This is a genomic window from Billgrantia pellis, assembly GCF_008297955.1.
Taxonomy (GTDB): Bacteria; Pseudomonadota; Gammaproteobacteria; order Pseudomonadales; family Halomonadaceae; genus Halomonas; species Halomonas pellis.
In genome coordinates, this window is record NZ_VTPY01000006.1 from 40,809 (window position 1) to 61,201 (window position 20,393).

The 20,393-nt window shown below is 61.4% G+C and carries 16 protein-coding genes; 8 read left to right on the top strand and 8 right to left on the bottom strand.

All coding sequences use genetic code 11. The features are described 5' to 3' along the window. The first annotated feature begins 41 nt into the window (after nt 1–41). From glyQ to gmhB, 3 genes are all read left to right on the top strand, one after another. On the top strand, nt 42–1,061 hold the full coding sequence (gene glyQ, locus F0A17_RS15675; RefSeq protein WP_422671009.1) for a glycine--tRNA ligase subunit alpha: 1,020 nt from the start codon (nt 42–44) through the stop codon (nt 1,059–1,061). Beyond that, nucleotides 1,061–3,127 carry a glycine--tRNA ligase subunit beta gene (gene glyS, locus F0A17_RS15680; RefSeq protein WP_149329300.1) on the top strand — a complete coding sequence of 689 codons (2,067 nt, stop codon included), beginning with the start codon at nt 1,061–1,063 and terminating at the stop codon, nt 3,125–3,127. The genes glyQ and glyS overlap by 1 nt, the downstream gene beginning before the upstream one ends. 155 nt (nt 3,128–3,282) lie before the next feature. Then, the gene (gene gmhB / locus F0A17_RS15685; RefSeq protein WP_149329301.1) at nt 3,283–3,846 is read left to right on the top strand and encodes a D-glycero-beta-D-manno-heptose 1,7-bisphosphate 7-phosphatase; all 564 of its coding nucleotides are present in this window, start codon (nt 3,283–3,285) and stop codon (nt 3,844–3,846) included. 136 nt (nt 3,847–3,982) lie between these two features. Here the strand turns inward: gmhB and gyrB are convergent, their stop codons facing one another. The 4 genes from gyrB to dnaA all read right to left on the bottom strand — a co-directional run bounded on the left by gyrB (nt 3,983) and on the right by dnaA (nt 10,249). After that, entirely contained in the window at nt 3,983–6,403 is a 2,421-nt protein-coding gene (gene gyrB / locus F0A17_RS15690) for a DNA topoisomerase (ATP-hydrolyzing) subunit B (RefSeq protein ID WP_149329302.1), read from the bottom strand. 3 nt (nt 6,404–6,406) lie between these two features. Then, complete coding sequence (recF, locus tag F0A17_RS15695; RefSeq protein ID WP_149329303.1) at nt 6,407–7,531, bottom strand: DNA replication/repair protein RecF; 1,125 nt, start codon at nt 7,529–7,531, stop codon at nt 6,407–6,409. 80 nt (nt 7,532–7,611) lie between these two features. Then, nucleotides 7,612–8,715 (bottom strand): DNA polymerase III subunit beta, encoded by a 1,104-nt coding sequence (gene dnaN / locus F0A17_RS15700; protein ID WP_149329304.1) that lies wholly within the window; start codon nt 8,713–8,715, stop codon nt 7,612–7,614. A 64-nt stretch (nt 8,716–8,779) separates the two neighbouring features. Continuing rightward, nucleotides 8,780–10,249 (bottom strand): chromosomal replication initiator protein DnaA, encoded by a 1,470-nt coding sequence (gene dnaA / locus F0A17_RS15705; RefSeq protein WP_149329305.1) that lies wholly within the window; start codon nt 10,247–10,249, stop codon nt 8,780–8,782. Nucleotides 10,250–10,757: 508 nt separating this feature from the next. Between dnaA and rpmH the strand changes: the two genes are divergently transcribed. The 4 genes from rpmH to mnmE all read left to right on the top strand — a co-directional run bounded on the left by rpmH (nt 10,758) and on the right by mnmE (nt 14,560). Beyond that, nucleotides 10,758–10,892, top strand: a complete 135-nt coding sequence (gene rpmH, locus F0A17_RS15710) for a 50S ribosomal protein L34 (RefSeq protein WP_010626003.1) — start codon at nt 10,758–10,760, stop codon at nt 10,890–10,892. A gap of 13 nt (nt 10,893–10,905) precedes the next feature. Next, nucleotides 10,906–11,277: a ribonuclease P protein component gene (gene rnpA, locus F0A17_RS15715; protein ID WP_149329306.1), complete on the top strand. Its 372-nt coding sequence runs from the start codon at nt 10,906–10,908 to the stop codon at nt 11,275–11,277. 117 nt (nt 11,278–11,394) lie between these two features. Then, the gene (yidC, locus tag F0A17_RS15720; RefSeq protein WP_149329307.1) at nt 11,395–13,077 is read left to right on the top strand and encodes a membrane protein insertase YidC; all 1,683 of its coding nucleotides are present in this window, start codon (nt 11,395–11,397) and stop codon (nt 13,075–13,077) included. Between the two features lie 112 nt (nt 13,078–13,189). After that, a complete protein-coding gene (gene mnmE, locus F0A17_RS15725) occupies nt 13,190–14,560 on the top strand; it encodes a tRNA uridine-5-carboxymethylaminomethyl(34) synthesis GTPase MnmE (protein WP_149329308.1) in 1,371 nt (456 codons plus the stop codon). A 6-nt stretch (nt 14,561–14,566) separates the two neighbouring features. Here mnmE and F0A17_RS15730 read toward each other — a convergent pair whose 3' ends face one another. The 4 genes from F0A17_RS15730 to F0A17_RS15745 form a co-directional block, all read right to left on the bottom strand. Continuing rightward, nucleotides 14,567–15,412 carry a 23S rRNA (adenine(2030)-N(6))-methyltransferase RlmJ gene (locus F0A17_RS15730; protein ID WP_149329309.1) on the bottom strand — a complete coding sequence of 282 codons (846 nt, stop codon included), beginning with the start codon at nt 15,410–15,412 and terminating at the stop codon, nt 14,567–14,569. A gap of 94 nt (nt 15,413–15,506) precedes the next feature. After that, on the bottom strand, nt 15,507–16,190 hold the full coding sequence (locus F0A17_RS15735) for an OmpA family protein (RefSeq protein ID WP_149329310.1): 684 nt from the start codon (nt 16,188–16,190) through the stop codon (nt 15,507–15,509). A gap of 26 nt (nt 16,191–16,216) precedes the next feature. Further along, nucleotides 16,217–17,416, bottom strand: a complete 1,200-nt coding sequence (gene hemW, locus F0A17_RS15740; RefSeq protein ID WP_422671010.1) for a radical SAM family heme chaperone HemW — start codon at nt 17,414–17,416, stop codon at nt 16,217–16,219. After that, nucleotides 17,416–18,027 (bottom strand): XTP/dITP diphosphatase, encoded by a 612-nt coding sequence (locus tag F0A17_RS15745; protein WP_187774713.1) that lies wholly within the window; start codon nt 18,025–18,027, stop codon nt 17,416–17,418. Before F0A17_RS15745 ends, hemW begins: the two co-directional genes overlap by 1 nt. 429 nt (nt 18,028–18,456) lie before the next feature. Here F0A17_RS15745 and F0A17_RS15750 point away from each other — a divergent pair, with 429 nt between their 5' ends. Beyond that, nucleotides 18,457–19,833, top strand: a complete 1,377-nt coding sequence (locus F0A17_RS15750) for a sigma-54 dependent transcriptional regulator (protein WP_149329312.1) — start codon at nt 18,457–18,459, stop codon at nt 19,831–19,833. Nucleotides 19,834–20,393: the final 560 nt, after the last annotated feature.

Below are 20,393 nucleotides of genomic sequence, written 5' to 3' on the forward strand. Positions count from 1 at the left end.
ACTTGACGCCCTGTGAATTCATGGCCAACGGTGCTTCCGCAATGACTCCCTCGCCAAACCCGTCGCAGACGCTCTCGACACCCACGTCGACCTCGGCATCAGGGTCGACGCCAGACGTGACCACCTTTCAGGGGCTGATACTCGCCCTGCAGCAGTACTGGGCCGAACAAGGCTGTGTGGTGCTCCAACCACTGGACATGGAGGTCGGCGCCGGCACCTTCCATCCCGCCACCTTCCTGCGCTCCATCGGTCCCGAATCCTGGAACGCCGCCTACGTCCAGCCCTCCCGACGCCCTACCGATGGCCGCTACGGCGAGAATCCCAACCGGCTGCAGCATTACTACCAGTTTCAGGTGGTGATGAAGCCTTCTCCGGACGACCTGCAGGAACGCTACCTCGGGTCATTGGAGCGCCTTGGCCTAGACCCCCTGGTCCATGACATCCGCTTCGTCGAGGACAATTGGGAATCCCCTACCCTGGGCGCCTGGGGGCTCGGCTGGGAGGTCTGGCTCAATGGCATGGAAGTGACCCAGTTCACCTATTTCCAGCAGGCGGGCGGACTCGAATGCTATCCCGTAACCGGCGAGCTGACCTATGGTCTCGAGCGTATCGCCATGTACCTGCAGGATGTCGATAGCGTCTACGATCTGGTCTGGACCATCGCCCCGGATGGCGCCAAGGTCACCTACGGCGACGTCTATCTGCAGAACGAGCGCGAGCAGTCGGCCTACAACTTCGAGCACGCCGACGTGCCGGCGCTGTTCGCCGCTTTCGACCATCATGAACGCGAATGCACCAAGCTGCTCGAGGCTGGCTTATCGTTGCCGGCCTACGAGCAGGTGCTCAAGGCTTCGCACACCTTCAACCTGCTCGATGCGCGCCATGCCATCTCCGTCACCGAGCGGCAGCGCTTCATCCTGCGGGTACGCACCATGGCCCGCGACGTGGCTCATGCCTACTATGCCTCGCGCAAGGCTGCCGGTTTTCCGCTGGCGTCCGAGGCGCTGCGCCAGGAACTGCTGGCCAACGAGACGACCGCCGAACAGGGAGGAGACGCGTGATGGCCGCCACCACTCTATTGATCGAACTGGGCGTCGAGGAGCTGCCGCCAGGCGCTATCGATAGCCTCTCCGACGCCCTTGCCGACGGCATCCACCGAGGCCTTACCGAGGCAGAGGTCGATTTCGGCGAGATCCGCGCCTACGCCACGCCGCGGCGGCTGGCGGTGCAAGTCGCCGAGCTCGGCGACAAGCAGCCTGATCGCGAAATCGAGCGTCGCGGCCCCGCGCTCGCCGCCGCCTTCAAAGATGGCCAACCGACCAAGGCCGCCGAAGGTTTCGCCCGCTCCTGCGGCGTGTCCGTGACCGAGCTGGTCCACCTGGAGACCGACAAGGGCACCTGGCTCGGCTATCGCGAGCGGCAGCAGGGTGAAACCACCACTGTCCTATTGCCCGCCATCGTCGACAAGGCCATTGCCGGCCTGCCGGTGCCCAAGAACATGCGCTGGGGAGCCTCTCGAGTCGAATTCTCGCGCCCCGTGCACTGGCTGGTGATGCTCTACGGCAGTGACGTGGTCGACGCCGAGCTGCTGGGCCTCAGGTCCGGCCGCACCACTCGTGGGCATCGCTTCCACGCCCCCGACCCTATCGAGCTGGCTCACGCCGATGACTACCTCGACGTTCTCGAGCACGCCTGGGTGCTGGCCGACCGCAACCTGCGACGCGAGCGCATTCGCGAACAGGTACTGGCCGAGGCCGAAGTCCAGGAGGCCAAGGCAGTCATCGACGAGGAGCTGTTGGGCGAAGTCAGCGGCCTGGTCGAGTGGCCGGTGGCCCTGGCCGGTAGCTTCGACGAGCGCTTTCTGGAAGTGCCCGCGGAGTGCCTGATCTCCTCGATGAAGGCCAATCAAAAGTACTTCCACCTGCTCGACGAAAAGGGCCGTCTCAAGCCGCTGTTCATCACCATTGCCAACATCGATAGCCATGAGCCGCAGCGAGTCGTGGAGGGCAACGAGAAGGTGATACGTCCGCGCCTTGCCGACGCCGCTTTCTTCTACGACACCGACCGCAAGCAACCGTTGGCCGCACGCATCGACGGCCTGGCCAGTGTGGTCTTTCAGAAACAGCTCGGCACGCTGGCCGACAAGGCACACCGTAGTGCCGCTGTAGCCGCCTTCATCGCCGGACGCATCGGCGGTAACGTGGCCCAGGCAAGACGCGCCGCCGAATTGGCCAAGTGCGACCTGGTAACCGAGATGGTGCTCGAATTTCCCGAACTGCAAGGCATCATGGGCCGCTACTATGCGACCCACGACGGCGAGCCCGCTGAGGTGGCCCAGGCGCTCGAGGAGCAGTACCTGCCCCGCTTCGCCGGCGATGCCATCCCCCAGACCCCGGCGGGGCAGGCATTGGCACTGGCCGACCGCCTGGATACGCTTACGGGTATCTTCGGTATCGGACAGCGGCCGAGCGGCACCAAGGATCCGTTCGCCTTGCGCCGCGCCGCCATCGGTGTGCTCAATATCATGATCAAGGGCGAGCTGGACCTGAACCTACGCGAGCTGCTTGAACTGGCCGCCGCTCAGCACCGGGATCTCCCCTATGCAGAGAACCTGGTCGAGGAGGTGCTAGGCTACATGCTCGACCGTTTCCGCGCCTGGGGGCAGGACGAAGGCATTCCCGCCGAGGTCTATCTGGCGGTGCGAGCCCGCCCGGTCACCAAGCCGCTGGATTTCGCTCGCCGCTTACGGGCCGTTCATGCCTTCACTCAGCGCGAGGAAGCCGCTGCCTTAGCGGCCGCCAACAAGCGGGTTTCCAATATCCTGGCCAAACAGGCCGACGAAGTCAGCCGCCAAGTTGACGTCAGCCAGCTGCAGGAGCCCGCCGAGCAGGCCCTGTACGATGCCGTCTCGTCGAGTCGCGGACGCGTCATGCCGCTGTTCGCCGAGGGGCGCTACCACGAAGCGCTGGATATCCTTGCGGGACTGCGGACTCCGGTGGATGGTTTCTTCGATGATGTCATGGTCATGGCCGAGAAGGACACCATTCGCCGCAACCGGCTGGCGTTGCTGTCCGATCTGCAAGCCCTGTTTCTCGAAGTCGCCGATATCGCCCTGCTGCAGCAGTAGCGACTCGGCCCTCTCCAGGCCGGCAAGCCCTCCCGGGCTCGCCGGCCTTTTTTCGTCATGTTCCATGTGAAACATTCCGCCGGATCAGAGCGTCTTGGCAGGAGGCGTTTCACGTGAAACACTAGTGATCAAGCGACTACTTGCAGGACTTCACGATGCCCTACGATGCGTCCCGAATCGTCATTCTCGATCGAGATGGTGTCATCAACCGGGACTCCGAGGCTTATATCAAATCGCTGGAAGAGTGGCAGCCCTATCCTTCCTCCATCGAAGCCATTGCACGCCTGACCCGTGCAGGCCTGACCGTGGCCGTCGCAACCAACCAGTCGGGAATCGCACGCGGCTTCTATGATGAGGCCACGCTGTCACTGATGCATGCGGAGCTTCGGCGTCGCGTCCAGGAAGCCGGTGGTAACATCGCTCACATCGCCTACTGTCCGCATGGGCCTGGTGACGCTTGCGATTGCCGGAAACCGCTGCCGGGCCTACTGGAACAGATCCGAGAGGCGCTGGGACTGGATAATTTAAAGGGCAGTTGGATGGTAGGCGACAGCCTGCGCGACCTACAGGCCGGCGAACCCATGGGCTGCCGTCCGGTATTGGTCAGGACCGGCAAGGGCAGCCAGACCGAGGCCAAGGGGGTGGGTCTGGAAGGTACGCTTGTCTTCGACGATCTGGCCGGCTTCACCGACTGGTTGCTCGCAAACGAGCGACCGTAGATCAACTGCGGTAGAGCGTAGCGCCAATAGAGAGCGTAAAAAAGGCCAGCGTTTGCGCTGGCCTTTTCTTTTTACCGGTCATGCTCCCCTACCGGCGGCATCCCTCTGACGATGTTCCACGTGAAACGTTTTAGCCTCACACGTCGAGGTTAGCGACCAGAGCATTGCTTTCAATGAAGGCGCGACGCGGTTCCACTTCATCTCCCATGAGGGTGTTGAACATCATGTCGGCTGCGACAGCATCCTCGATCGAGACTCGTAGCAGGCGTCGCGTCTCAGGGTCCATGGTAGTTTCCCATAACTGGTCGGGATTCATCTCACCCAACCCCTTGTAGCGTTGCACCGATAGGCCACGCTGCGCTTCCGCCATCAGCCACTCCAGCGCCTGGTAGAAGCTGCTCACCGTCTTCTTACGCTCGCCACGAGCGATGTAGGCACCTTCTTCGAGAAGGCCGTTCAACGTCGTGCCCAAGGCCGCCATGGCGCGATAATCGGCGCTGGTGAAGAAGTCGATACCCCACACATAGTCGGTACTGACCCCATGCGCCGTCAGCGTCACCGCCGGCAGAAAGAGTTCACGCTCCGTATCCTCCTCGAGGCGGAAGGTATAGCGCGGCCCCCCCTCGTACGCGACCAGCGCATCCATCTCCCTCTGCAGAAAATCGATCCAGTTTTCCATGGTGACGCGATCCTTCAGGCTGCTCTCGCCATTCAGCGTGGCCGCGTGGACCACCTTGCGCAGCACCTCGTTGGGGTAAACTCGCGACAGGCGGTCGATGCGCTTCATCACATCGCGATACTGGCTGACCAGCGTTTCCAACTGAGCACCGGTAACCGGCGGCGCATCCGGATTGACGTAGAGGCGTGCTCCATCCATTGCCGTAGTGGTGAGATAGTCGATCAGCGCCTGCTCGTCCTTGAGATAGGTTTCCTGCTTGCCGCGCTTGATCTTGTACAGTGGCGGCTGAGCGATGAAAACATGGCCGCGCTCGATCAGCTGTGCCATCTGACGGAAGAAGAAGGTCAGCAGCAGCGTGCGGATGTGGGAGCCGTCGACGTCCGCATCCGTCATGATGATGATCGAATGGTACCGAAGCTTGTCGGGATTGAACTCCTCCCGCCCAATGCCGCAGCCCAGCGCTGTGATCAACGTGCCCACTTCGGCGGAAGAAAGCATCTTGTCGAAGCGAGCCTTTTCGACATTGAGAATCTTGCCCTTTAGCGGCAGGATGGCCTGGGTTCGACGATCACGGCCCTGCTTGGCGCTGCCGCCGGCCGAATCGCCCTCGACCAGGAACAATTCGGAAAGACTCGGATCCTTTTCCTGACAGTCGGCCAGCTTACCGGGCAGCCCGGCGATATCCAGAGCCCCCTTGCGTCGCGTCATGTCGCGCGCCTTGCGTGCCGCCTCGCGCGCCCTGGCCGCATCGAGCATCTTGTTGACGATCGACTTGGCCTCGTTGGGGTTCTCGATCAGGTAATCCGAAAGCAGCCGCCCCATCTCTTGCTCGACGGCCGTCTTCACCTCGGAGGAGACCAGTTTGTCCTTGGTCTGCGAGGAGAACTTGGGGTCCGGCACCTTGACCGAGATAATCGCGGTCAGTCCTTCCCTCGCGTCGTCTCCGGACGTGGCGACCTTGGACTTCTTCAAGAGCCCCTCGGACTCGATGTAGCCATTGAGCGTCCGCGTCAACGCCGCCCGGAAGCCGGCCAAATGTGTCCCACCATCACGCTGCGGTATGTTGTTGGTATAGCAGTAGATACTCTCCGTGAAAGCGTCGCTCCACTGCATCGCCACCTCGACCACGACGCCGTCATCGCGCTCGGCTTCGAAGTGGAAAACCGGATTGAGCACGCTCTTGTTGGAGTTGAGGTGATTGACGAAGGCCTTGAGCCCGCCCTCGTAGTGAAACAACTCCTCCTTGCCGCTGCGCTCGTCGATCAGACGAATCGCTACGCCCGAATTGAGGAAAGAGAGTTCTCGCAAGCGCTTGGCCAGGATATCGTAGTGGAACTCGATATTGGCGAAGGTCTCCGATGACGGCTTGAAGTGCACCCGCGTACCGGTCTTCTCGGTCTTGCCTACCACACTCAGCGGGGCTTGAGGTACGCCATGCCGGTAGACCTGTTCATGCACTTGTCCGGCGCGCCAGATCGTGAGCTTCAGCTCCTCGGAAAGTGCATTGACTACCGAAACGCCGACCCCGTGCAGGCCGCCCGAAACCTTGTAGGAGTTGTCGTCGAACTTGCCGCCGGCGTGCAGCACCGTCATGATGACTTCCGCTGCCGAAACCCCTTCACCTTCATGGATATCGGTGGGAACGCCACGCCCATTGTCGCTGACGGTGATCGACTCATCAGGATGAATGATGACACGGATCTCGCTGCAGTATCCGGCCAGGGCCTCATCGATGGAATTGTCCACCAGCTCGAAAACCATGTGATGCAGGCCTGTCCCGTCGTCGGTATCGCCGATATACATGCCGGGACGCTTGCGCACGGCATCCAGTCCCTTCAGGACCTTGATGCTCGATGAGTCGTAAGCTTGTTCGCTCATTGACTACTCCGTCGTGAAGTCTAACCGTGCCTGCGGCACGAGCTGCCCTGCTCCCGCATTGCTGTGTTTCACGTGAAACATTGTCAGCGGCGTATGAGACTGCCATGTCTCCGCCAGGGCGTCATGTTCGACACTTGTAATGAATGCTTGGCACTGCATCGCCTCGAGCAGGCGGCAAAAGACACGCCGATGTTCGGCATCCAACTCGGCCGGGAGATCGTCGACCAGGTACAAGCAGCGACGTCCGGTCGTCTGCTCGAGCAGGCGGCCTTGGGCCAGCTTGAGCGCACTGACGACCAGCTTCTGTTGGCCGCGCGATAACACTTCGACCGCCGGGTGCCGACCCAGGCGGATGCGCAGGTCGGCACGCTGAGGGCCATTTTGGGTAAAGCTCATCTGGTGATCCGTCCCTCGCCCCTGTTCGAGAACTTCCAGCAGGCTTCGCTGTGGATCCCAGCCTCGCGAATAACGCAGCGTGAGCGCAGGCAATTCAAGCAACCGGTGCAAGGTCTCCTCGAAGACTGGCACAAAGGCCGTCATCCACTCACGCCGAAAAAGGTCGACCCGCTCGCCCCACAGTGCCAACTCCCTCTCCCAGGCGGACAGGGCATTGACGTCTATTCTATCACGCCTGAGCAAGGCATTCCGATGCTTCAGCGCGCGGCGCGTCCGACGCCATGCATCGAAAAAGCCGTGTTTCATGTGAAACACACCCCAATCGAGAAACTCACGACGCCCAGCCGGACTCCCCTCCAGCAGACGAAAGGCATCGGGATTGACGAGCTGGAGCGGAAGCGCTTCGATCAATTGCGCCAGTCGAGCTACCCGCTCGCCCCCCAGGCGCATCTCGAGTTCTGACGTATCGCGTGATCGCCGTACGCCCATGGGCAGTGCCGGCTCGCCCTGAAGGCGCGCAAACAAGGTCATGACCGAGGCGTCGTGGGCAATGACATTCTTGAGCTGGCGCGTGCGAAAGGACCGCCCCATGCCCAAAACGTGAATGCCCTCGAGCAGGCTGGTCTTGCCACTGCCGTTGGGCCCCACGATCAAATTGATTCCCGGGCTGGGCGAGAAATCAAGCGCCTCGAGATTACGCAGCCCGCTGAAAGCCAGACGCTCAAGTAACATACTGCGAGGCACTCGGCAGGTGGCGCTCCGCTGCGCCGACGTCGCCGGACGCGCAGCAAAAAACGGGGAAAAGCAGCGCCTCAGAGGCGCATCGGCATGACGACATAAAGGGCATCGCCGCCACCAGGCTCCTCCATCAAAGCACTGCTGCTCGAATCGGCCAGGGTCATCTGAACCCTGTCTTCGCCAAGAACATTGAGTACGTCAATGAGATAGCCGACATTGAAGCCTATCTCCAGCGAGTCGCCGCCATATTCAACCGCCACGTTCTCTTCGGCCTCCTCCTGCTCCGGATTATTGGCCATCACCTGCAGATTGCCTTCCTGGAGGTGCAACCGAACGCCGCGATACTTCTCGTTCGAAAGAATTGAAGTGCGAGACAACACCTGTCGCAGCTCGGCGCGTTCGGCAATGAAGACCTTGTCACCGCCGCGGGGAACCACACGCTCATAGTCGGGGAACTTGCCGTCGACCAGCTTTGAGGTGAAAGTGAAATCACCGGTATGCGCCCGCACGTGGCTGGCACTTAGCGTCAGGGTCACCGGCTCGTCGCTGTCATCGAGCAGACGCACCAGCTCGAGCACCCCCTTGCGCGGCACGATCAGCTTGCGTGCCGGCTCGACCGAAATCTCCGACGGCCGCGAACAAACCGCCAACCGATGGCCATCGGTCGCCACAGTACGCACCAGATTGGAGCGCAGCTCCAGCAGCATGCCATTGAGATAGTAGCGTACGTCCTGCTGTGCCATGGCGAAGGAGGTGGCATCGATGAGATGCTTGAGCGTGCCCCGCGGCAGGCTCAGCTCCAGGTCGCCGGCTGTATCCTCGATATTGGGGAACTCCGCCACCGGCAGCGTCGATAGGGTGAAACGCGAGCGACCGCTACGCAGCACGGCGCGCCCTTCTTCCAAACTGAAATGAAGCTCTGCCTGATCGGGCAAGGACTTGCAGATATCCATCAGCTTACGGGCAGGCACGGTCACGGCACCCGGTACCTCGACCTGTGATGCCGCCGTACGGCCGATCAGCTCCACTTCAAGATCGGTGCCGGTCAGAGCCACCTGTTCCTGATCCACCTGGATCAGCACATTGGACAGCACGGGTAAAGTCTGGCGGCGCTCCACTACGCCGGCCACCAGGGCCAGCGGCCGGAGCAGTGCCTCGCGGGTAATGGAAAATCTCATGTCGGCTCCACGTCTCGTCCTGTAGATAGGTGTCGGGCAGTGCTGGGCACTGCGAAGCCCGCCGCTAGCTGGTCAGCAATCGCAACAGGTTCTTGTAATCTTCACGGATGTCCGCGCTCTCTTCCTGTAGCGCCTGCACCTTGCGGCAGGCATGCAGCACCGTCGTGTGATCGCGCCCCCCAAAGGCATCGCCGATCTCGGGTAGGCTATGGTTGGTCAGCTCCTTGGCCAAGGCCATGGCCACCTGACGCGGTCGCGCCACCGAGCGTGAGCGACGCTTGGAGAGCAGGTCGGCCAGCTTGATCTTGTAGTACTCGGCCACGGTACGCTGGATGTTATCGACCCCCACTTGCTTGTCCTGCAGGGCGAGAAGATCCTTGAGCGACTCGCGGATGAAATCTTGGGTGATCGGCTTGCCCATGAAGTGAGAATCGGCAATCACTTTCTTCAGCGCGCCCTCCAGCTCACGAACGTTGGAGCGAATCTTCTGCGCAATGAAAAAGGCGGCGTCATGAGGCAGGTCGACCTTGGCCTGGTCAGCCTTCTTCATCAGGATCGCCACTCGGGTTTCCAGCTCCGGCGGCTCGATCGCCACGGTCAGCCCCCAGCCGAAACGCGACTTAAGACGCTCCTCGACGCCGCTGATCTCCTTGGGATAGCGATCCGACGTCAGGATCATTTGCTGACCGCCTTCAAGTAAGGCATTGAAAGTATGGAAAAATTCCTCCTGTGAACGCTCCTTGCCGGCAAAGAACTGGATATCGTCGATCAGCAACGCATCGACGCTGCGATAGAAGCGCTTGAAGTCGTTGATGGCGTTCAGCTGCAGCGCCTTGACCATATCGGCCACGAAGCGCTCGGAGTGGAGGTAAACGACCCGTGCGTTCTCGCGTCGCGTCGCCAGCGCGTTGCCAACCGCGTGCATCAGGTGGGTCTTGCCCAGGCCTACCCCGCCGTACAGGAACAGCGGGTTGTAAGCGCCGCCCGGGTTTTCCGATACCTGCCGCGAGGCGGCACGAGCGAGCTGGTTGGATTTGCCCTCGACAAAGGTTTCGAAAGTGAAGTTGGGGTTGAGGCCGCTGTTATGCTTGAGGCTGCCCTCTACCTGTACTTCACGTTCTCCGGACCGGCGCGAGGAGACCCCCTCTTCACGCAGTTGATCGATCTCGCGCTCATCACCAATGTCGCCCCTGGGCGGCACCTGCACGGCCGGCGCCAGTGGAGAGTGGGGATTGGCCGAAACCGGTGCTCCCAAATCGCGCGGCTGCGGCTTGAGCGCAGCAGATTGCCGGCTGCCGACGGTCAGCATAACTCTGGGCGGCTTGGCTGGTGCCAAATCTCTTAGCAACTCATTGATGCGCTTGGCATATTTGTCGCCCACCCAGTCGCGTACGAAGCGATTGGGCGCCAGCAGACGCAGCTCATTCCCCTCCCCTTCCTCGGCCTGAAGCGGGCGAATCCAGGTATTGAACTGCTGAGCGTTCAACTCGTCCTGCAGGTAATCCAGACATTGTTGCCAGAGAGCAAGTGACACTCGACCTCACCATCCCCGTTGATGCATGACCGGTCATTGTATCCTTCGCTCGCCGGGTTATCCACACGCGACAGGTGGCGGAAAAAGGTTGTGGAAAAGCCCGTTCGCTTGCATGCCACCAAAAAAACCTACCAGCAGCCGGGCTCAAGGGGGCCGAGGATGGCTCGGCATGCCTTAATTCCCTCCACAGCCTGACCACCGGCTCCGAACCGGTTTTCCACAGCACAGTTTCTACTACAACCCACTGTCAAATAAGACATATACGTTCTTATCAACAGGCAGGTTCCCCAGTCTTAATCACAGTATCGAAGAATGAACACACACTCTTGCCAGTGGCCTCTCCCGGCAAGCGCTTCATCGAAAACCAAGGCCAGGAGCGGAACGATTGCGTCGCGCTGCCGAAGTCTCTACAATTTCCGGTCTTGAATCGAATCTCCCCCTGGCTCCCCGTGCGAGCCAGGGCGTTCCTGTCAAACGTTCCGTCCAACTCATCACGTGGGAATCAGTTATGAAACGCACTTTTCAACCCAGCGTTCTCAAGCGCAAGCGTGTGCATGGCTTCCGTGCGCGCATGGCCACCAAGAACGGTCGCGCCGTGCTGGCTCGCCGTCGTGCCAAGGGCCGTAAGCGCCTGAGCGCCTGATCGCGGATCGCGCGTGTCCGGTCATGGCTTCCCCAAGCGACTGCGACTGCTGTCGGCCGGGGATTATCGATACGTCTTCGATCACGCTGCATTCAAGGTACATGGCAAAGGGCTGATGGCCCTGGCGTGCCCCAATGGACTGGACCACCCCCGCCTTGGCCTGGTCATCAGCAAGAAAAACGTCCGCAAGGCTGTGGATCGCAACCGTCTCAAGCGATTGACGCGCGAATCCATTCGTCTTCAGCAGCGCTCGCTCCCTGCCGTCGATATTGTGCTCCTGGCACGGCGCGGCGCGGACGGACTGGACAACGCCACGCTTCATCGCCAGCTGTTCGGCATGTGGCGTCGTTTGGAGCGTGACGTACGCAAATCGATGGCATCCTGACCGGATGCGGTGCCTGCCGCCGCCACGATAGCCTGCCTCGGGCAGGCTATCGCCCTTTCCACATGGCAGCGGATATCGTTCCAGCGACATGTTCACTACCCACCGGGCAGACCCCTCATGGACGTAAAACGACTCCTATTGCTGATTCCACTGGCCGTACTTGCCTACCTGCTGGTCGTGCAGTGGAATCAGGACTACGGTCAGGTTGCTCCTGAACCTGAAGCACCTTCTTTCTCCGCTCCGGCCCCTGGCGACGAAGCGACGCCTCCCGACGAGGACGGATTGGCCGTTCCCGCCTCCCCCCGAGCGGATAGCGTGGCGGGCGACATGCCGGGTGAAGCGGAACAACCCTCCGCGACTCGCGACCTGATCGCCGTCGCCACCGACGTCCTCGATGTGCGCATCGATCCCCAGGGAGGCGACATCGTCTATGCCGCGCTGCCTCAGCATCGCATGACGCTGAATTCCGAACGGCCTTACGTGCTGCTCTCAGATAACGAGACCCGCAGCTACGTGGCCCGCTCGGGCCTTCAAGTGGACGGCCATGCCGGGCGGCTCGCCTTCACGCCGGAACAGACACGCTATCGCCTATCCGACGATGACAATCGTCTTGAGGTCGACCTCGCCGCTGACGTCAACGGTGTCGATGTCATCAAGCGCTATACCTTCGAGCGCGGCAGCTATGCCGTCAACGTCGATTATTTTCTGGCCAACAATACCGAGGAGCCGGTCACTGCGCGCTTCATCGGCCAGTTGGCGCGAGACAACAGCCCCGACCCCTCCAGCGGCGTCTCGATGGGCATGAGCTCGTATCTGGGCGCTGCTTACTCGTCACCGGAGGATCGCTACCAGAAGATCGATTTCGACGAGATTCAGAAGGGCAACTTCAACAATCGTGACGTTCAGGGCGGCTGGGTGGCGATCATCCAGCACTATTTCGTCTCGGCCTGGGTGCCACCGCAGAATCAGCAAAACCTGCAGTACGCCACCACGGACTCGCGCAACCGCAACGTGGCGGCCTTTGCCGGCCCGGTCACCACAGTGGCGGTCGACGGTGAGACACGCTTGGGAGCCACCCTCTACATGGGGCCCAAGGTGCAGAGCTATCTCGAGGAAGTGGCCCCCAACCTACGCCTGACCGTCGACTTCGGCTGGCTGTGGTTCATTGCCAACCCATTGTTCTGGCTGCTCGATCATATCCAGAACATCATCGGCAACTGGGGTTGGTCGATCGTTGTCCTGACCATTCTGGTCAAGCTCGCCATGTGGCCGCTCTCCGCCAAGGCCTACAAGTCGATGGCCCGCATGCGCAAGCTGGGCCCCGAGATGCAGCGCCTCAAGGAGCAGTACGGCGACGATCGCCAGAAGATGTCCCAGGAGATGATGAAATTCTATCAGAAGGAGAAGATCAATCCGCTGGGCGGCTGTCTTCCGATCCTGGTACAGATGCCGGTCTTCATCGCCCTCTACTGGATGCTGCTGGAATCGGTCGAACTGCGCCATGCGCCCTTCGTGTTCTGGATTCAGGACCTGTCAATGAAGGATCCGTACTTCATACTGCCGATCCTGATGGGCGCCTCGATGTTCGTTCAACAGCTGCTCAACCCGACGCCGCCGGACCCCATGCAGGCGAAGATCATGAGGATGCTGCCGATCGTCTTCACTTTCTTCTTCCTGTGGTTCCCGGCCGGTCTGGTCATTTACTGGGTGGTCAACAATGTCATCTCGATCGCGCAGCAGTATGTGATCACACGCAAGATAGAGAACGATCCCAGTGTGGGCAAGGCGGCCAAGCGCTGAGCACACGCTTCACGTGTCACACCCGGACCCCCGCCTTGGCGGGGGTCTGGCGTTTCAGGTCCCGCGACAGGACAATGCCGCGAGTGCCGTTGCAAATCAACAGGGCTAGCCAATGTCGGATCCGCTCTATCATCAGGACACCATCGCCGCGCTGGCTACCCCACCGGGCCGCGGTGGGGTGGGGATCATTCGGGTCTCGGGGCCGCTGTGCACCGTGATCGCCGAGGCCGTGGCAGGGCGTTGCCCCTCACCGCGTCATGCGCACTACGGCCCTTTTTACGGCGAGGACTCGGTGATCGACGAGGGGATCGCACTGTTTTTCGCCGGCCCCCACTCTTTCACCGGTGAGGATGTGCTCGAGCTTCAGGGACATGGCGGTCCGGTAATCATGGACATGTTGCTGGAGCGCTGTGTACGGCTCGGCGCCCGCTTGGCCCGCCCCGGGGAGTTCTCCGAGCGCGCCTTTCTCAACGACAAGCTCGACCTTGCCCAGGCCGAGGCCATCGCCGACCTGATCGAGGCCAGCTCACGGGCCGCCGCAGAAAATGCCGTGCGCTCCCTGCAGGGGGAATTCTCCCGCCGCGTCGAGGCGCTCGTCGCTCGATTGATCGAGTTGCGCATGTACGTGGAAGCCGCCATCGACTTTCCCGAGGAGGAGATCGATTTCCTGGCCGACGGCAAGGTCGCCGAGAGGCTCGCGGCGGTACAAGCGGAACTCGCCGAGGTTCGCGCCGCCGCCGGCCAGGGAGCGCTGATGCGCGAAGGCATGAACGTGGTGATCGCCGGGCGTCCCAACGCAGGCAAGTCGAGCCTGCTCAACGCCCTGACCGAGCAGGAAACCGCCATTGTCACCGATATCGAGGGTACGACCCGCGACGTGCTGCGCGAGCATATCCACCTGGATGGCATGCCGCTTCACGTCATCGACACCGCCGGGCTGCGCGATACCCCCGATGCCGTCGAACGGATCGGCGTGGCTCGGGCCTGGGCCGAGATCGAGAAAGCTGACCGCGTGCTGCTGCTGGTCGACGCTGCGACTACCGAAGCGGTGGATCCCATGGCCATCTGGCCGGAATTCGTCGCCCGACTACCCGAGCCCGGGCGTCTGACGCTGGTACGCAACAAGATCGACAGCAGCCACGAGGCGCCCGGGCTAGACCTGACAGCCGCCACGCCGATCGTGCGCCTCTCCGCCCTGACCGGAACGGGCGTGGCGCATTTAAAGGAACATCTGAAGGCAGTGATGGGCTATTCGGCGACCCCGGAGGGCCGCTTCTCAGCACGTCGACGCCACCTGGACGCACTCGACCGGGCGCAGCGAGCGCTCACTAACGGCGAGGAGCAACTGTCGGGCCACGGCGCTGGTGAGCTGCTGGCGGAGGATCTGCGCGACGCCCAGCAGGCACTGGGCGAGATCACCGGGGAGTTCAGCGCGGATGACCTGCTGGGGGAAATCTTCGGCAGCTTCTGTATCGGTAAGTAATTTCGCCTACTCTTCGACCCACCAGTCGGCGCGGTAGCGGCATGCTTCGCCGAGTAGCGGTGTCACTCGCGCCATGACCGCCGCCAGGCGCTTGTCGAGCCCCCAAGGAGGGTTGACGACCAGCATACCGCTGCCGTACATGCCACGCTCCTCGTCCGGTGCGCGCAGCGTCAGTTCGCTGCGCCAGATCTTGCGCAGCCCACCCTCGCGCAGCCGCTCCAGCAACGCATGGTGACGACCCGCCGGCAGCAGCGGATACCACACCAGCACCACGCCATGGCGCGCCTTGCGCATTGCCGTGAGCAGCGTCTCGGCGGCCCCGACGTACTCCTCCTTGCGCTCAAAGCTAGGATCGATCAGCACGCAGAGCCGCGGCGTCGATACCGGCAAGGCCTGGATCAGCCCCCCCAGGCCATCACCGTGAATGCGCTGGGCATTCGGCGGCAGCGCCTGCTGCAATAGAACATCGTGCTCGCCAGGGTGTAGCTCATAGAGACGCAGTCGATCGCCGCTGCGCAGGCGCTGGGCCAGCCACCAGGGCGAGCCGGGATAGCGCTCGAGCCGAGACCCACCGCGCTGCAGGCGGGCGATGTCATCGAGCCAGGCCGAGAGCAGCGGTTCGTCAGCCAGGCGATCCCGTGCTTGCCACAGCGGCAGCACGCCATGACGATATTCACCGAGGCGCAGGGTCTCGGGGGCGTCCAGCGGATAGACCCCTCGCCCGGAGTGAGTATCGACGAAGGTGACCGCCGAACGCTTGCGCAGCAAGTGGTCGAGGACGGCGTGAAGCACTAGGTGCTTGTGAACGTCGGCGAAATTGCCGGCGTGATAAGCATGCTGGTAGGAGAGCATGGACGGAACCTCACGCAGGACGAAAGCGGCAAACGAGCAGGCCCGCCACTCTGCCAGTGGCGGGCCTGCAAGGCAACGCTATCGCGTTCAGCGCTTACTGCTGCTGGAACTGGGACTCGATCGGCGTCAACGTGATTTCGACGCGACGGTTCTGGGCCCGGCCCTCCTCGGTGGCATTACTGGCGACCGGTTGACTCTCACCATGGCCGATCATGGAGAGACGATTACGCGCCACGCCCGCCTGGGCCAGGTAACTGCCCACGGACTCGGCGCGGCGCTCGGATAGGCGCTGATTGTAGCTATCGTCGCCCGTGCTGTCGGTGTGGCCGGCGATGTTGACACGCGTATCGGTGTACTGGGTCAGCACCGAGGCCACGTCATTGAGAGCCGTCCGCGCATTCGGCGTCAGCTCGCTGGAATCGAAGCCGAAGGTCACGCTGCTCGGCATGTTGAGCACGATGTCGTCGCCGCGGCGTTCCACGTCGACGCCGGTACCGCGCATGCTTTCGCGCAGCTGCTGTTCCTGGCGATCCATGTAGGCGCCGATGCCTGCTCCCGCAGCGGCGCCCACGGCCACACCGATCAGCGCACGGTCGCGACGGCTGGTGCTGCCATCACCCGACAGGGCGCCGGCGGCCGCGCCCACTGCCGCGCCGATACCCGCCCCCGTCAGGGTGCCGGAGCGTTGGGTCTGACCGGAATAAGGATCGTTCGAGGCACAACCGACGAGCAGAAGCGCAGCCGCCATGGGAGCCACGAATCGTGATGCTTTGAGCATTAGTTTCTCCAGTTGGGATCGCAAGTTCATTCCGTGCCGGCGCCCTCGATAAGCGCCAGCAATTCGTTCAAGAATAATAGACCTCGAGGTGAAGCCTGCAGACGCGGCACCTTCTCCTCGAGAAGTCCTTTTTGTCGCGCCGCGCCGAGCCGCGCTTCCAGCACGTCCAGGGGACGCCCGGTGTGAGCCGCCCAATCCTCGAGCGACACACCCTCGACCAGACGCAGGGCATTCATGGCGAACTCCAGCGGCAGCTCGTCTTCGCCGACTTCGTCACGCCCTGCGACGAAGCCACGTGGATCCTGGCGACGCCGCAGGTAGGCCTCGGGCTGACGCGTCTTCCAACGCCGTTCGATGCACAGCCGGCCCCCCTCCCCCGGCGCACTCAGCTTGGCGTGACTGCCCGCCCCGATACCCAGGTAGTCGCCGAAGCGCCAATAGTTAAGATTGTGCCGCGAACGACGCCCCGGCCGAGCATAGGCGGAAATCTCATAGCGTGCGAGCCCCTCGGCCTCGAGTCGCTCATGGCCGAGATCCTGAATGTCCCAGAGCACCTCCTCTTCGGGCAATACCGGTGGGCGTGAGTGAAACTCGGTGTTGGGCTCCAGGGTCAATTGGTACCAGGAGAGATGTTCCGGCGCGAGTTCCAGGGCGCATTCCAGGTCGGCCAGGGCCAGCTCAGGCGTCTGTCCCGGCAAACCGTGCATCAGGTCGAGGTTGAGGTTGTCGAAACCGGCCGCACGCGCCTCCTCCACCGCGGCAACGGCATCTTTGCCACTATGGATCCTGCCCAACACTTCGAGCTGGGACGACTGGAAGCTCTGCACTCCCAGCGACAGGCGATTGATTCCCGCCTCGCGATAACCACGAAAGCGGCCGCGCTCCAGCGTGCCGGGATTGGCCTCCAGTGTGATCTCGATGCCGTCGGGCAAAGACAGGCGACGGGTTATCCCCTCGAGCAGGCTGGCATAGAACCCGGCCGACATCAGGCTCGGTGTCCCTCCGCCGATGAAAAGGCTGGTCAGCTCGCGATCACGTGCCAAGGGCAAGTCAGCATCGAGGTCCTCGAGCAGCGCCGCGAGATAGGCGGCTTCCGGCAGCTCGCTATTCCGCCCGACGCCATGTGAATTGAAGTCGCAATACGGACACTTGCGCACGCACCACGGCACGTGCACGTAGAGCGACAGGGGCGGTAGCGCCGTATCGCCCTCCGTCATCCTTGCCATCAACGTTGCCTTTCCTCATCCAGGGTCGCGACCAAGGCTTCGAGGGCGCGGCCGCGGTGACTCAACCGGTTCTTCTCCTCGGCAGCGAGTTCAGCAACGCTGCGGCCTTGTTCAGGCAACCAGAAAAGCGGATCGTAACCGAACCCGCCCTCGCCCCGTGGCTGCTCGAGAATCTCTCCCTCCCAGCTGCGCTGCACGATGATCGGCACCGGATCATCTGCGTGGCGCAGATAGACCAGAACACACCAATAGCGAGCACTGCGTTCCTCGCGTGGCACGTCGGCCAGCGCCTCGAGCAGCTTGGCATTGTTGCGCGCATCGCTCTTCGGCTCGCCGGCATAACGCGCCGAATAGATGCCCGGCTGCCCCTGCAGGGCGTCGACCTCGAGCCCCGAGTCGTCAGCCAGGGCGGGCAGGCCGCTGACCCGGCTCGCCTCGCGGGCCTTGAGCAGTGCGTTCTCGACGAAGGTGAGTCCGGTTTCCTCAACGTCATCGACACCGAACTCCGCTTGAGGCCGAACCGAAAGGCCAAGCGATTTCAGCAGTTGACCGAACTCCCTGAGCTTACCGGCATTACCGCTGGCCAGAACTAATGCATGAGTGACAGACACTGCGTTTCCTCTTCGATCTCCGTTCGGAAGCGCCATGGTACCTGAGGTCCATCATCAGGCTGTACCCTTTCCGAACGAGAAGCCCTTGCCTTCCCGCTTCGCCTAGGCGCTTGAAAGCGCATAGAAAAAAGGTTGAATGCCGGATAGGCGAGCTTGTTGCGAAGCAAACGGTAACCTATCTTTACAGCCTGTCTCTCAAGATTCCAACCTTCCAAGAAACGGACGTGACAGGACATGACGGAACGACAATCAGCGAAGAATGGAGCTTACTTACATTAGGAATTACGAAAAGGATACATCGTATCGCTACGGAAAAGTGCTTGATCGGGTAATGCGAAGGAAGCCAAAAATCGACTCAGGGCAGCCGAGAAAGCAAAGGACTTGGGCAGGCCTGCCTGATATCGAAGGATTGAAAAAAGGGACGAGCGAATGGAAAACAAGGCAAGACTCTTGATGGTAGGCACGTTTGGCGAAAACCAACAGGATGTTGTCCGAATCATGGAAACCAAGGGTTGGTCGATCAGCGTCGTCCACGATCTGTCGCGAGCCGTCACCCTCTTGGCCCGGGAAGAATACGATGCAGGCCTGTGCTGTCTGCATGCGCTGTCAGAAAACGAATTGAAGGAGCTGGAACCACTCGTCATGCGTTCCCGCATGGAATGGATGGCATTGATCAAGGAAACCGAGCTGGAAAATCCTTTCGTGTGCAAGGCATTGGCGAAGCTCTTCATGGCCTATCAGGTCGAGCCCATTGATATCGAACAGGTCGATTGCTTGATGAACCATGCCATGGCCATGAAGCAACTCCGGTTCGAGAGAAGCGACCCACTCCTGACGGATGGTGACTCCGAGTTCGAGATGGTGGGCGCCGCTCCGGTCATGAAAAAGGTTTTCAATACCATCCGGCGTGTCGCCAGCGTCGATGCCCCGGTGTTCATCAGCGGCGAATCCGGTACGGGCAAGGAACTCGCTGCGCGCGCCATCCATGAACGCTCCCAACGTGCCTCAGCCCCCTTCGTCCCGGTTAACTGCAGTGCCTTGCCAAGCAGCCTGATCCAATCCGAACTGTTCGGTCACGAGAAGGGCGCCTTCACTGGCGCCAGTCAACAGAAGATTGGCCAGATCGAAGCCGCGTCCGGCGGCACTCTTTTTCTCGACGAGATCGGCGATCTGCCCCTGGAACTCCAGGTCAACTTGCTTCGCTTCCTCGAAGAGAAGACTATCCAGCGCATCGGCGCCCTCGATGAAATCGAGGTCGACGTGCGTGTGCTCTCAGCGACCCATATCGATTTGGAGAAGGCCGTGGCGGAGGGGCGCTTTCGTGAGGATTTGTATCATCGCCTCAACGTGCTCCAGGTCGATATCCCGCCGCTGCGGGAACGCCAGGAAGACATCGAGATACTCGCCAGGTTCTTCTTTGATAAATTCATCGAGGAGAAGTCGATGAACGTACGGGGCTTCAGCCAGGAAGCCCTTGTGCTCATGCGGCAATACCACTGGCCGGGGAATATACGCGAACTGACCAATCGTGTGCGCCGGGCAATGGTGATGTGCGACCAGCGGCTGATCAAACCGGCGGACCTGGGCCTTGAGCGCCGCACCGCAAAGCGCCATGCGATGACCTTGGAAGAGGCGCGTAACTGCGCCGAGAAGGAGGCGCTGCTCAGCGCTCTCAATCGCAACAAGCACAAAGTGAAGAAAGCCGCCGACGAGCTGGGTGTGTCGCGGGTCACACTCTATCGGTTAATGGAGAAGCACAACCTCGAGCGCAAGGGCGTAGGCACTTCATCGCTCACTTCGGCCTGACGACAGCTCCCTTTCCCTGTGTGCCGCCAGGGAAGGGCAGGATGCGGCAGTCTCGCTTGGCGACATCTTACACGTATCACTGGCGCTACCGATCGTTGCCGTGGCCCGCATGCCGTCGGTTCCCTGGGTCAGTGACCACTCGGCCATCGCCCCTCGTGCTAGAGAATCACACCTGAGGACCCGACGAATCCGATGTTGTGCGATGGGACGGGCGGACCGCGGCTGCCCAGGCGCTGTGTGTCCGTTCCTGCTCCGCCAGGCTACCAGGCTCACGACTGCACGGATGGCACTGCATGCGGTCCACTTTCTTATTTTTCTCATCATCAACGAATCTGCGTGTGTAAAGAACACGAAACAGACAAAGCGTTTTCCTATATTGAAGATAGTATCGAAAGGTTCCTCGTGGGCCGAACGAGCGGAAACAAGAGCGAAAAGGAGCAAAGTGGAAACTTAATGTAACAATGATTTATGTAAACCATCGCTCACTATTAGTAGGTAATTGAAAACGCATGATTTTCGTCCTGAAAGCAGGGCAATGGTCTCTCCTAAAAGCATTAAGC

Excerpts from the sequence above, each read along its gene's own strand:
- glyQ (WP_422671009.1), top strand. The coding sequence starts at position 42 with ATGACTCCCTCGCCAAACCCGTCGCAGACGCTCTCGACACCCACGTCG.
- glyS (WP_149329300.1), top strand. The coding sequence starts at position 1,061 with ATGGCCGCCACCACTCTATTGATCGAACTGGGCGTCGAGGAGCTGCCG.
- gmhB (WP_149329301.1), top strand. The coding sequence starts at position 3,283 with ATGCCCTACGATGCGTCCCGAATCGTCATTCTCGATCGAGATGGTGTC.
- gyrB (WP_149329302.1), bottom strand. The coding sequence starts at position 6,403 with ATGAGCGAACAAGCTTACGACTCATCGAGCATCAAGGTCCTGAAGGGA.
- recF (WP_149329303.1), bottom strand. The coding sequence starts at position 7,531 with ATGTTACTTGAGCGTCTGGCTTTCAGCGGGCTGCGTAATCTCGAGGCG.
- dnaN (WP_149329304.1), bottom strand. The coding sequence starts at position 8,715 with ATGAGATTTTCCATTACCCGCGAGGCACTGCTCCGGCCGCTGGCCCTG.
- rpmH (WP_010626003.1), top strand. The coding sequence starts at position 10,758 with ATGAAACGCACTTTTCAACCCAGCGTTCTCAAGCGCAAGCGTGTGCAT.
- yidC (WP_149329307.1), top strand. The coding sequence starts at position 11,395 with ATGGACGTAAAACGACTCCTATTGCTGATTCCACTGGCCGTACTTGCC.
- mnmE (WP_149329308.1), top strand. The coding sequence starts at position 13,190 with ATGTCGGATCCGCTCTATCATCAGGACACCATCGCCGCGCTGGCTACC.
- F0A17_RS15730 (WP_149329309.1), bottom strand. The coding sequence starts at position 15,412 with ATGCTCTCCTACCAGCATGCTTATCACGCCGGCAATTTCGCCGACGTT.
- F0A17_RS15735 (WP_149329310.1), bottom strand. The coding sequence starts at position 16,190 with ATGCTCAAAGCATCACGATTCGTGGCTCCCATGGCGGCTGCGCTTCTG.
- hemW (WP_422671010.1), bottom strand. The coding sequence starts at position 17,416 with ATGGCAAGGATGACGGAGGGCGATACGGCGCTACCGCCCCTGTCGCTC.
- F0A17_RS15750 (WP_149329312.1), top strand. The coding sequence starts at position 18,457 with ATGGAAAACAAGGCAAGACTCTTGATGGTAGGCACGTTTGGCGAAAAC.